General features: G+C 68.4%; 10 protein-coding genes. 2 read left to right on the top strand and 8 right to left on the bottom strand.

From position 1 onward, the window contains the following. Positions 1-47: 47 nt before the first annotated feature. Together DNK52_RS14495 and DNK52_RS14490 are read left to right on the top strand one after the other, a co-directional pair. Positions 48-875, top strand: a complete 828-nt coding sequence (locus tag DNK52_RS14495; protein ID WP_162598794.1) for a LysM peptidoglycan-binding domain-containing protein — start codon at positions 48-50, stop codon at positions 873-875. Next, positions 872-1,390: an Rv3235 family protein gene (locus tag DNK52_RS14490; RefSeq protein WP_110241750.1), complete on the top strand. Its 519-nt coding sequence runs from the start codon at positions 872-874 to the stop codon at positions 1,388-1,390. The genes DNK52_RS14495 and DNK52_RS14490 overlap by 4 nt, the downstream gene beginning before the upstream one ends. A 102-nt stretch (positions 1,391-1,492) precedes the next feature. On the opposite strand, the gene secA is transcribed toward DNK52_RS14490, so the two are convergent. The 8 genes from secA to ahcY form a co-directional block, all read right to left on the bottom strand. After that, positions 1,493-4,312: a preprotein translocase subunit SecA gene (secA, locus tag DNK52_RS14485; RefSeq protein WP_110241749.1), complete on the bottom strand. Its 2,820-nt coding sequence runs from the start codon at positions 4,310-4,312 to the stop codon at positions 1,493-1,495. Between the two features lie 150 nt (positions 4,313-4,462). Continuing rightward, the gene (locus DNK52_RS14480) at positions 4,463-5,140 is read right to left on the bottom strand and encodes a response regulator (protein WP_110241748.1); all 678 of its coding nucleotides are present in this window, start codon (positions 5,138-5,140) and stop codon (positions 4,463-4,465) included. Between the two features lie 94 nt (positions 5,141-5,234). Then, positions 5,235-5,849, bottom strand: a complete 615-nt coding sequence (gene hpf, locus DNK52_RS14475; RefSeq protein WP_110241747.1) for a ribosome hibernation-promoting factor, HPF/YfiA family — start codon at positions 5,847-5,849, stop codon at positions 5,235-5,237. Positions 5,850-6,057: 208 nt separating this feature from the next. Continuing rightward, positions 6,058-6,813, bottom strand: a complete 756-nt coding sequence (locus DNK52_RS14470; RefSeq protein ID WP_110241746.1) for a ComF family protein — start codon at positions 6,811-6,813, stop codon at positions 6,058-6,060. 127 nt (positions 6,814-6,940) lie between these two features. Then, positions 6,941-8,716 (bottom strand): LpqB family beta-propeller domain-containing protein, encoded by a 1,776-nt coding sequence (locus DNK52_RS14465; protein WP_110241745.1) that lies wholly within the window; start codon positions 8,714-8,716, stop codon positions 6,941-6,943. Then, entirely contained in the window at positions 8,713-10,323 is a 1,611-nt protein-coding gene (gene mtrB, locus DNK52_RS14460; RefSeq protein ID WP_110241744.1) for an MtrAB system histidine kinase MtrB, read from the bottom strand. The genes DNK52_RS14465 and mtrB overlap by 4 nt, the downstream gene beginning before the upstream one ends. An 8-nt stretch (positions 10,324-10,331) precedes the next feature. Further along, positions 10,332-11,036 (bottom strand): MtrAB system response regulator MtrA, encoded by a 705-nt coding sequence (gene mtrA, locus DNK52_RS14455; protein WP_110241894.1) that lies wholly within the window; start codon positions 11,034-11,036, stop codon positions 10,332-10,334. 48 nt (positions 11,037-11,084) lie between these two features. Further along, the gene (gene ahcY / locus DNK52_RS14450) at positions 11,085-12,515 is read right to left on the bottom strand and encodes an adenosylhomocysteinase (protein ID WP_110241743.1); all 1,431 of its coding nucleotides are present in this window, start codon (positions 12,513-12,515) and stop codon (positions 11,085-11,087) included. Positions 12,516-12,606 lie beyond the last annotated feature (91 nt).

Raw genomic sequence — 12,606 nt, 5'->3', positions numbered from 1 at the left:
GCAAACAGACTTAAATGATGCAAACACACGCAAACGAAGGGTTAGCGATGAATCGGCATCAAAGCGGCACTTTTCACGGGGTCGGGGTCGCGTCAACGACCCAGGGCACCGCGGCCGTCTCTGCCCTCCGGTGTGTGGCGGTCTGGGCGGGAGTCACCGTGGTCGCCGCCGCAGGCGCCGCGCTGGGCGTGACCGCCGTGCTCGACGGGCCGTTCCTCGAGCCCACCTCGATCGACCAGGCACTAGTGACCGGGTCCGGCATCGGCGCCGCGGTGCTCTGCCCGTGGTTGTGGCTCATCGCCACCCTGGCGGTGTTCGACGCGCTTCGAGGTCGAGTCTCCAGCCGAGCGGGGTGGACCCGCCGTCTCACGCTGCTGGCCTGCGGCGTGGCCGTCACCACGAGCGTGGTCGCCTCCCCCTCCCATGCGGCCCTCGGGCACCAGGAGCCCGGGGACAGCACGGAAAGGACCTCCCTCAGCGGGCTGCCCTATCCGGACCGCGCGAGCGGCGGCAAGCAGCACGGCGTGGATGGGAAGCCTGCTCCCCCACCCGTCCAGGCCTCGACACCGCCCTCCGCCGAGCCCGTGGAGCGCCCTCGTGCCACCGCAACCACCGGCACGGCCGCCACCACCGGCACCACCGCCGGCACGGCCATCACCGGCAGCACCCCAGCCCGTACGCCGCCGGGCACGCACCGGGTCCGGGCCGGCGACACCCTGTGGGCCATCGCCGAGGCCACCACGGCAGGCAACGACATCCCCAGCGCCGTCACGGAACTCCACCGACTCAATCGCCGAGTGATCGGCAACGACCCCGACCTGATCCGTCCCGGACAGATCCTCGACCTGCACAGTGAAGGAGACGAGCCGCGATGAGCAGCCTGGCCCGCGTCACCAGAATCCGTCCCGCCCACGGCGTTGCCACCGTGGAGGCGGTCCAGGGCACTCTGGCCCTCGACCTCACCCCGGTCCTCGACCCCCCTCTGCCCAACTGCCGACCGGGACGTCCCGGATGCGACGTCGTCGCAGTCCCTGACGCGCTGAGGGGCGAGCTCGAGAAATGGGTCGAGCGGTACGTCCAGGCGGCCATCGAGATCGTGGCCGGCGATCGTCCAGCCGCGCAGCTGGTGCGCTGGACCCTGCCGTCGGTGCACCAGGACCTCGTGCGTCGTGCCGCTCTCGTCGCCAGGGCAGGGCGCCACGAACCCGGTCGCGGACGACCGCCCGGCGTCACCCGCCCGCGGGTCAGCGGAGTACGCCTCAGCTTCCTCGAGGAGACCACCGTCGAGGCGGCCGTGCACCTGCGACACGGCGATCGCTCGCGTGCCGTGGCGGCCCGGTTCGAGCTGGTGCGCGGACGTTGGGTGGCCACCGCGCTCGACTTCTGCTGAGCGCTGGCATCCACGCGGGCCCCCTCACAACGGCGAGACGCACCGAGGCCGGGCCACCCCTGGTGGGGTGACCCGGCCTCTGGCGGTCGGGCGGAGGTCTCCTCAGCCGATCCGGGCTGTCTGGCCCGTGGCGCCACCGGGAGCACCGTGACACTTCTTGAACTTCTTCCCTGAGCCACACGGGCAGTCCACGTTGCGTCCGACACCGGCGAACGGATCCGCCTCAGCAGCGGCAGGAGCCGCCACCACCTCTGCGTCACCGTCCTCGGCCGGAGCCGTGTAGGTCAGGTTCTGCGGCTTCTTGGGCATGTCGAGCCCCTTGGCAGTCACGTGGGGAGCGTGCGCCGCAGCCTTCTCCATGTCGATCAGCGCCGGACCATCATCCTCGTGATCGTGATCGTGATCGTGGTCGTGGTCGTGCTCCTCGGTGACCTCGACCTCGACGTTGAAGAGGAATCCGACCGACTCCTCCTTGATCGCGTCCATCATGACCGCGAACATGTCGAAGCCCTCGCGCTGGTACTCCACCAGCGGGTCGCGCTGCGAGTAGGCCCGCAGGTAGATGCCCTCACGCAGGTAGTCCATCTCGTACAGGTGCTCGCGCCACTTGCGGTCGAGCACCGAGAGGACCACCTTGCGCTCGAGCTCGCGCATGACCTCTGCCCCGACCTCGTCCTCACGGCGGTCGTACGCCGTCTGGGCGTCCTTGCGCAGCCGCTCGGCGAGACCCTCGCGCGTCATCTGGGCGCGGCCGCCGGCCTCGGCCTCCAACTCCTCGAGCGTCACGCCCATGGGGTAGAGCTGGCGCAGGGCGGTGCCCAGGGCATCGAAGTCCCAGGCCTCGGCCTGATCGGCCGTCGCGCCGTTGACGTAGCCACGGATCACGTCGTCGATGAACGTACGGATCTGCTCCTCCAGGTCCTCACCCTCGAGGACGCGGCGACGCTCGGCGTAGATGACCTCACGCTGACGACTCATCACGTCGTCGTACTTGAGGACGTTCTTGCGGGACTCGAAGTTCTGGGACTCCAGGTTGGCCTGGGCTCCGGCGATCGAGTTGCTCACTCGCTTGGAGTCGATCGGCACGTCGTCGGGGACCTTCATCGCCGTCAGGATCCGGTCCACCATCTCGCCCTTGAAGAGACGCATCATCTCGTCCTGGAGGGAGAGGTAGAAGCGGCTCTCGCCGGGGTCACCCTGACGACCGGAACGGCCACGCAGCTGGTTGTCGATCCGGCGGGACTCGTGGCGCTCGGTGCCGATCACGTAGAGACCGCCGAGGGCGACCACCTCGTCGTGCTCAGCTGCGACCTGCTGCTTGATCCGGGCCAGGGTCTCGTCCCACTTGGCCTCGTACTCCTCGGAGGTCTCACCGAGAGGCTCCAGACCGGCGTTGCGGAGCTCGAGGTCCGCCAGGAACTCGACCGAACCACCCAGCATGATGTCGGTGCCTCGACCGGCCATGTTGGTGGCCACGGTGACTGCGCCCTTGTGGCCCGCCATCGCGACGATCTTGGCCTCGTCGGCGTGCACCTTGGCGTTGAGGACCGTGTGCGGGATGCCCGCACGCTTCAGCAGACCGCCCAGCAGCTCGGACTTCTCGACCGAGACCGTGCCGACCAGGACCGGCTGACCCTTCGCGTTGCGCTCGGCGATGTCCTTGACCACGGCCTCGTACTTGGCCTCCTCGGTGCGGTACACGAGGTCGGGCTGGTCGGTGCGGGCCGGCGGCTTGTTGGGCGGGATCGGGACCACACCGAGGCCGTAGATCTTGTCGAACTCGCTCGCCTCCGTCATGGCCGTACCGGTCATGCCGGAGAGCGTCTTGTACTGGCGGAAGTAGTTCTGCAGGGTGATCGTGGCCAGCGTCTGGTACTCCTCGCGGACCGTCACCCCCTCCTTGGCCTCGATCGCCTGGTGGAGACCGTCGTTGTACCGACGACCCGAGAGCATGCGCCCGGTGTGCTCGTCGACGATGAGCACCTCGTTGTTCATCACGACGTACTCCTTGTCGTTGCGGAACAACTCCTTCGCCTTGATGGAGTTGTTCATGAACGAGATCAACGGAGTGTTGACGGAGTCGTAGAGGTTGTCGATGCCCAGGTTGTCCTCGACCTTGGTGATGCCGGGCTCGAGGACCGAGATGGTGCGCTTCTTCTCGTCGACCTCGTAGTCGACGTCCTTGACCATGGTGGCGGCGATCCGCGCGAATTCGCCGTACCACTTCACCTCGTCCTGGGTGGGTCCGGAGATGATCAGCGGCGTACGGGCCTCGTCGATGAGGATCGAGTCGACCTCGTCGACCACGGCGAAGTTGTGCTCGCGCTGGACGCAGTCCTCGATGGCGTCGGCCATGTTGTCGCGCAGGTAGTCGAAGCCGAGCTCGTTGTTCGTCGCGTACGTGACGTCGCAGTTGTAGGCCTCACGGCGCTCGGCGGGGCGCATCGACGGCAGGATCACGCCGGTGGTGAGTCCGAGGAACTGGTGGATCCGGCCCATCCACTCGGCGTGGTACTTGGCGAGGTAGTCGTTGACCGTGACCACGTGCACGCCCTTGCCGGACAGCGCGTTCAAGTAACACGGGAGGGTCGCGACCAGGGTCTTGCCCTCACCGGTGCGCATCTCGGCGATGTTGCCTCGGTGCAGCGCGGCCCCGCCCATGATCTGGACGTCGTAGTGGCGTTGCCCGATCACGCGCTTCGACGCCTCGCGCACGGTGGCGAAGGCCTCCGGCATGATGTCGTCGAGCGTCTCGCCCGCCGCCAGCCGACTCTTGAACTCATCGGTCATGCCACGCAGCTCGGCGTCGGTCATGGCGACGAAGTCGTCCTCGATCGCGTTGACGGCCTTGACGACCGTCTCGAGCTGGCGCAGGACCTTGCCCTCGCCGATACGGAGGAGTTTGTCGATGATGGCAGGCACGGGGCAGGACTCCCAGAGGGTACGAAGAATGGGGTGTCTAACACGGTCGGACGACCGTCGGCCATCGTACCCACCCGTGGTGAAGAACGTGGGCGCACTCCACCCTTCTGCCACACCGACGTCCGCTGCCTCGACGGCAGCGGCCTGGGCTCAGGGCAGTTCCAGGATCTTCTCCTTGACCGCGTACATGACGGCCTCCATGCGCGAGTGCAGTTGCAGCTTCTCCAACATGTTGCGTACGTGGTTCTTCACGGTGTTCTCCGAGATGAAGAGCGCCTTGGCGATCTCTCGGTTGTTCATGCCCTTGGCCACCAGCCGGAGCACCTCGAGCTCACGGTCGGTGAGTCGCAACTTGGTGGTCTGGTGCCGGTCAGGCTTCGACATCTGCTTGAACTCGTCGATCAGCTTGACCGCCATCGACGGCGAGATCAATGACTGCCCTTCGGCGACCACTCGGACCCCCTGGGCAACCTCCTCGATCGAGGAGTCCTTCAGCAGGTAGCCGGCGGCACCACCCTTGACCGCCTCGTACAGATCGCTCTCCTCGTCGGAGACGGTGAGCATGATGATCTTGGCCGAGGGTGTCGCTTCCTTGATCGCCTTGCAGGCCTCGATCCCGGTGCGACGCGGCATCCTGACGTCCAGCAGCACCACGTCGGGCACCAGGGCGATCACCATGTCGGTCGCTGCGACACCGTCGCCCGCCTCACCGACGACCTCGATGTCGCCCTCCTGGCTCAGCAACATCGTGAGTCCCCGGCGGAACAGCTCTTGGTCGTCGGCGATGACGACCCGAACGGGACCAGTCCCAGCAGATTCTTCAGTCACCCCGGCATCATGTCAGACGAGAAGGCTCCCCCGGTGCGTTGCGACTCGCAACGCACCGGGGGAGCCTGAACTCCTCACTGCTGAGGGATGGAACTCACTCGCCGAGGTTGAGGGCGATCACGCCGTAGTCGTAGCCCCGGCGGCGGTAGACCACCGACGGCTTCTCCGACTCCTTGTCGACGAACAGGTAGAAGTCGTGGCCGACCAGTTCCATCTCGTACAGAGCCTGGTCCAGGGTCATGGGGGTGGCGTCGTGGGACTTCTCCCGCACCACCAGCGGCCCGTCACCGGTCACCGTGATCGGCCCGACCTGGCGCTCGGTGACCTCGTCCTCGGTGACCTCGTCCTCGATCATCGGCGTGGCAGCAAGGACCTCGCCCACCGACGGCGGGGTGTGCCGTCCCCGGTGCACTCGCCGGCGGTCCGCCGCCTTGCGCATCTGCGAAGCCATCTTGTCGAGAGCCAGGTCGAGGGCGGCCATCTTGTCGTCTGCGGCCGCCTCTGCGCGAATGACGGGGCCCTTGGTGAAGGCGGTCAGTTCGACCTTGACCGCTCGCTCGACCTGACGGGGGTTCTTCTCGTGGGAGACCTCGACCGCCACCCGAATGATGCGGTGGTCGAGCTTCTCGAGCTTGGAGAGCTTCTCCTCAGCGTGCTCCCGGTACCGCTCGGCAATCTCGATCTGCCGGCCTGTGACCACTACGTCCATGGTTGAACCTCCGATTCAGCGTTGGAAATCACCGTGCATTGATCCCTGCGCGCACTCGGTCACCGATGGGTGGGGAGGCGCGCAGAGGATGGTGTCCGGAGGACGTCGGACCGGCGGCTGGCCACAACACAGCACCCGGAGCTCCACTCCGGACGGCGCAACCACGGACCCGAATGAACTCCATGCACAGACGCTATCCCGCAACTGGTCAGGATGTAAGGAACCCCCCTGCTTTGGGGTCCCCGACCACAGGACGGGAAGGCCGAAGTTGCCTCTCGACCGCCGCGACGACGGCCACGAACGAGACCGGGACTCCCGACGCGGTCAGAGCTCGCTGCCCTTCGCGCGCCGTCGCCCCCGTGGTCAGGACGTCGTCGCAGAGCACCACCCGGGGTCGCGGTGAGACAACCGCCAGACGCTCCACCGTCCGACGGTGCGTGCGCATCGACCCCGCCAGGTTGTCTGTCCGCGCCCGTGCGTCCAACCCTGCTTGGTCACGGACCCCGCCGCGGGACCGGAGCAACGCCATCGCCCGTACGTCCACCCCCTCGGCGCGCAACTGCCGGGCAGCGATGCGGACCAGGCGCCCCAACGGATCGTCCCCGCGGGCACGGTCGGCCCCCGGACGGGACGGCACCGGCACCAGCACCACTCCGGTCGAACTCGCAACCCCGGGTGTTCGGTGCAACCCGTCGCGCACAGCCAGGGCCAACCGCTCCCCCAGCAGCCGGGACAACCCCAGGAGTCCGTCCTCCTTGTGCCCGATCACGGCCCGACGCAGGAGGCCGTCGTACGTGCCCGAGGCCCAGCACTCGACCAGCCCCGGCGGTGGCGGGTCGGGTCGTACGGAGATCCCCGCCGTCGACAGGCCCGCCGTGCAGGCCGGACAGGCGAGACGGCCCGGCTGGCCACACTCGACGCAGTGGCTGCCCAGCGCGAGGTCCACCAGCGCGTCGATCAACATGAGAACAGTCAAGTCGTGGTCGTGCCGCGACGGCGGCAAGCGGCCGCGGCCCTGGGGAGAACCCCGCGTCCCTGGGGGCCGCGGCGTGCCTGTGGACGCCAGCCGGCTCGACGCCGGTCCCCCGCGCTCAGCTTGGGAACCCGAACCAGGTGATCCGGCTGCCCAGCGTCAACACCCGGGCAGGGTCGGTCAGATCCCTCACCGCGCCGTCAGTGACCACCAGGAGCGGCGTCCCGACCAGGGGCGAGGATGCAAGGTCGGTGGCGCCGTCCCGGACCCGGGTGACCGAGCGCTCACGCATGCTGGTGCGACGTGCTGAGACCGGCACCGTCAGCACCTGGGCCAGGTCTTCGGTGATGTCGGTCAGCACCGCCAGCTCCACCGGGGAGACCCAGCCCAGATCGGTGAGGCGTCGGCCCCGGTCGAGGTCGAGGTCGATATCACGAGCACGGGTGCCGCGAGCACCTCCCGATTCACCGTCGTGGATCAGCCGACTGAAGACCAGGCGGTCCCCGGTCGGCCCGGAGATCACGGCAACCAGGCGGGAGGCGTCACGCGAGACCAGCATCGCGCGCACGTTCTCGCCGCTCACCCCCGGCACCCGCACCGCGGTCGGGGCCCCGTCGGAGAGCATGCTGACGCGGGCGCCCCCGGCGGTGCGGTCCAGCATCCAGAGCCGTTCCTCGGCGTCGAAGACCGGGGTCAGCAGGTCAGTGGCTCCGCTGACCACGGGGACGACGTCGGCGTCGGCGTCGTCGACCGGAGCGGTCGACAACGTGCTCCCGTCGGGGCTGACCACGGCCACCCGAGATCCGTCCACGCTCACCGCTGCGCGGCTCACGTCAGCGTCAGCACCCACGCCACCCTCGCCGCCGGGCGCCCCCAACGGGCCACGGGTGGCCTCGAGCTCACCAGGACCACCGCGCACCAAACGTCCCTCGTCGAACGCGAAGAGCGCGTCGGAGGCACGCGACCCGGTGGGGCTGAGCGTGCGTCCGGCGTCGACGGGGATCTCCAGGCCGCCTCCCGGGAGGGTCACTGAGCGTCCGTCGATGGTCACTCGGAGCGAACGGATCCGTGGTTCCTGGCGCAGGGTCCACGTCAGTTGGGCCACCATCTCCTCACTGACGATGTCGTCGGTGCGGTCGGTGGGGGCACCCTCGAGCGCGACCTCGGCCATTCCGCGACCGTCGATCGGGACCGAGTTCAGGGCCACGCGCAGTCCCTCCGGGAAAGCGCTGCGCGAGATCCGCTCGTCGGGCGGACCGCTGAGCAGCCCCCGGACCAGAGAGGTCGCGAACTGGTCGCCGGTGGGGACGAAGACGGGCTCCGGCACCAGGACCGATCCGCTGGGGTCCAGGAAGTGCAGGGAAGCACTCTCGAACCAGGAGTTGAACCATGACTCCGGCACGATCAGGGCGTCCGGCGCGTCGTCGATGCGCCACTCGTCGCCCTCCATCACCATCGGGAAGACGATCTCCGACTCGGACTCGTCGAGCACGTGGCTCCAGGTCCCCCGCTCGTCGTAGGCCTGGGCGCCTGAGATGACGGCCCGCACCCGGCTCTGGCCCTCGGGGTAGTCGAGGTCGGTGTAGGTCACCGAGCCCCGCTCCGGTCGCCAACGGCGCTGAGCGCTCTCGGTGAGGAACTCCGCCGCGACGCTGGTCTTCACCGGCGCGGCCTTCATGGCCTCGAGGAAACCGGCCACGACCTCGACCCCGGTGGCGCCGGGCACGGGGCCACGCGGCTCGTAGAACGCTCCCACCTCGGTCTCGTCGCCGTCGCCCTGCCCAGCGCTGACGACCGGACCGGAGGTCGGCATCTGGACGCAGGCCGAGAGCAGCAGGGTGGCCAGCAGACCCACCAGGAGCCCGGCGCGGGCGCGCGTCCGGTGCGCAGTCATACGGCCACCTCCGCGTCGTCGGGCACCAGCGGCAACGGGCTGCTGCGCAGCGACTGGCCCAGGTGTCGGGGCAGGGTCAGCCGGAACTGGGCTCCCGCGCCGCGCCGCCCCCAGGCCTGGAGCCACCCACCGTGCAGATGGGTGTCCTCGAGCGCGATCGAGAGGCCGAGGCCCGTGCCTCCGCTCGTACGCGCCCGGGCCGGGTCGGCGCGCCAGAACCGGTTGAAGACCATGGCTGACTCCCCCGGTGCGAGGCCGATGCCGTAGTCGCGGACCGTGAGCGCCGCGGTGCCCTCGTCAGCTCCGACGGTGACCACGATCTCGCGGGTCTCCGCGTGGTCGATGGCGTTGGTCACCAGGTTGCGCACGATGCGCTCCACCCGGCGCACGTCGGCCTCTGCGAGGCACGGCGTCGAGGGCTCACGTACGAGTACGCGCGTCTGCCGCTGGGCGGCCAGCGCGCGCGTGGCGTCCACGACCCGGTGCACCACGTCGACGAGGTTGACGTCGTCGGCGTCGAGGACCGCCGCCCCGGCGTCGAACCGGCTGATCTCCAGGAGGTCGGAGAGCAGCACCTCGAAGCGGTCGAGCTCGGTCTGGAGCAGCTCCGCGGCCCGCGCCGTGACCGGGTCGAACTCCGTCCGGGCGTCGTGCAGCACGTCGCCGGCCATCCGTACGGTCGTGAGCGGGGTCCGCAGCTCGTGCGAGACGTCACTGACGAAGCGCCGCTGGAGCCGGCTCAACTCTTCGAGCTGGCGGATCTGACGCTGCAGGTTGGAGGCCATCTGGTTGAAGGAGATGGCCAGGCGCGCCAGGTCGTCCTCGCCGGTGACGCGCAGTCGCTCCTGCAGCTGCCCCGCTGCGAGGCGTTCGGCCACCTTGCGGGCCAGTCGGATCGGGGTCACCACCTGCCGGGTCACCAGCCAGGTGACCCCGCCCACGAGCAGGACCAGGAAGACCGCTGCTCCGAGCAGGGCCCGCGTGACCAGGGCCAGGGTGGCCTCCTGCTCCGCGAGCGGGAAGAGGAAGTAGACGGTGTACGTCTGGCCGTCGGCAGGCAGCACCACCTGGGAGCCGACGACGACACCCGGGCCCGGCTCGACCCCGGAGACCGGACCGGTGGTCAGGAGTTCGGTGTAGCTCCAGGAAGGGTCGCGGGGGTCGGCGAAGTGCTGCTGCATCGTGGTCGGGACGCTGCGTGGGTCGAGGTTCTCGGTGAACTTCACTCCCCCGTCGCTCAACGAAGCCCCGGACGTCAACGGACCCGAGAGCACGACCCCGTAGCCCCGCACTGCCCCACGCGCGATGATGGGTTGGACCAGGTCCTCCCGTTGACTCGCCGCGTCGACGTCGGTGCCGGTGGCGAAGGACAGGCGTCCCTGGGCCTCGCTGGTCTCGGTGACCGCCTCGGCGACGACGCGCTCGGCCCGCTGCTCCAGCAGTCCGTCGCGGGTGGAGCGCAGCACCCACCAGCCCACGGCGCTACCCACGACCAGGGACATCAGGACGGTGCTGGCCACCACCCGGGCCTGGATCGACCGGCGCCACGCAGTCAGGAAACGGCGCACTCCTCCCGCGCGACGGGCAGGGGCCGAGGTCAGGGCCATCTGGCTTCCTACGACTTGCCGGCCCTGTACCCCACGCCCCGCACTGTCAGGACGATCTCGGGGTTCTCCGGATCGTGCTCGACCTTCGAACGCAGTCGCTGCACGTGGACGTTGACCAGGCGGGTGTCGGCCGCGTGCCGGTAGCCCCAGACCTGCTCGAGCAGGATCTCGCGGGTGAAGACCTGCCACGGCTTGCGGGCCAGGCACACCAGCAGGTCGAACTCGAGCGGCGTCAGGTTGATCGTCCTTTCGCCGCGGCTGACCTGGTGCCCCGCGACGTCGATGACAAGGTCGCCGACCGTGATGTTCTCGGTCTCCGGCACGTCGAGCCGCCGGACCCGGGCCCGGATCCTGGCCACGAGCTCCTTGGGCTTGAACGGCTTCACCACGTAGTCGTCCGCGCCCGACTCCAGGCCCAGCACCACGTCGCCGGTGTCGCTCCTCGCGGTGAGCATCACGATCGGCACACCCGACTCCGCGCGGATCGCGGTGCACACGTCGAGGCCGTCCAGACCGGGCAGCATCAGGTCGAGCAGGACCACGTCCGGGCGGTACTCCCGGAACGCGGCCATGGCCAGGTCTCCCCGCGAGACCATGCGGCTGTCGAAGCCCTCCTGACGAAGCACGAGGCTGAGCATCTCGGAGAGGGATGCGTCGTCGTCAACGACAAGCACCCGAGCGCGAGCGTTCGCGTCGGGTGCTGTCGTGTTCATGTTCGGCATTGTGCCAGCCACACGGCCTCGCGGGCGTGTGTCAGTGACTCAGTATCGGTACTGGTCGGACTTGTAGGGGCCGGCCACGTCGATGCCCAGGTAGGAGGCCTGGCTGTCGGTCAGCTCGGTGAGGTTGACACCCAGGCTGCCGAGGTGGAGCCGGGCGACCTCCTCGTCGAGGTGCTTGGGGAGCACGTAGACGCCGACCGGGTACTCCTCGGGCTTGGTGAAGAGCTCGATCTGGGCGAGGACCTGGTTGGTGAAGGAGTTCGACATCACGAACGACGGGTGACCGGTGGCGTTGCCCAGGTTCATCAGGCGACCCTCGGACAGGATGATGACGGCGTTGCCGGCGGGGAACGTGAACAGGTCGACCTGCGGCTTCACGTTCTTGCGGACGATGCCGTCCCAGCCTTCGAGGCCAGCCATGTCGATCTCGTTGTCGAAGTGACCGATGTTGCCGACGATGGCATTGTGCTTCATCCGGCTCATCTGCTCAGCCATCACGACGTCCTTGTTGCCGGTCGCCGTGATGATGATGTCGGCGACGGGCAGGGCGTTCTCGAGGGTGTCGACCTGGTAGCCGTCCATGGCTGCCTGCAGGGCACAGATCGGGTCGATCTCGGTGATGATCACCCGAGCACCCTGGCCGCGCAGCGACTCCGCGCAACCCTTGCCCACGTCTCCGTAGCCACAGACCACGGCCACCTTGCCGCCGATGAGGACGTCGGTGGCGCGGTTGATGCCGTCGATGAGGCTGTGACGGCAGCCGTACTTGTTGTCGAACTTCGACTTGGTGACCGAGTCGTTGACGTTGATGGCGGGGAAGAGCAGCTGCCCGGCCTTCATCATGTCGTACAGACGCAGGACACCGGTCGTGGTCTCCTCGGTGACACCCATCAGCTCGTTGGCGATCTTGGTCCAACGGTCAGAGGACTCAGCGAGTGAGTCGGTCACGACCTGGAAGACGATCTTCTCCTCGACCGAACCACCGGTGGCCGGGTCGGGAGCAACGCCGGTCTTCTCCGCCTCGACACCGAGGTGGACCAACATCGTGGCGTCGCCGCCGTCGTCGAGGATCATGTTGGCGAACTCGCCGTTCGGCCACATGAGGATCTGCTGGGTGCACTCCCAGTACTCCTCGAGCGTCTCGCCCTTCCAGGCGAAGACTGGGACTCCGGACGGGTTCTCCGGCGTGCCCTCCGGACCCACCACGATCGCGGCAGCGGCGTGGTCCTGGGTCGAGAAGATGTTGCAGGACGCCCAACGCACCTCGGCACCCAGCGCGACCAAGGTCTCGATGAGGACCGCGGTCTGGATCGTCATGTGCAGTGAACCGGCGATCTTGGCACCGGCCAGCGGCTTCGAGTCGCCGTAGCGCTCGCGCATCGCCATCAGGCCGGGCATCTCGTGCTCGGCAAGCAGGATCTCTGTGCGGCCGTAGTCGGCCAGGCTCAGATCTGCGACCTTGTAGTCCATCACTACCCCTAGTCAGTGGCTGTTCTTGACCTGGCGCAATGACCCAGCGCCAGCGTCCCCTCCGCCCACGAGACTAGAACCGGCCCCGCCC

It is taken from the genome of Nocardioides gilvus, from assembly GCF_003194605.1.
Taxonomy (GTDB): Bacteria; Actinomycetota; Actinomycetes; order Propionibacteriales; family Nocardioidaceae; genus Nocardioides; species Nocardioides gilvus.
The sequence above is the reverse complement of the archived record's forward strand: the minus strand, read 5'-3'. Positions and strand labels throughout refer to the sequence as shown.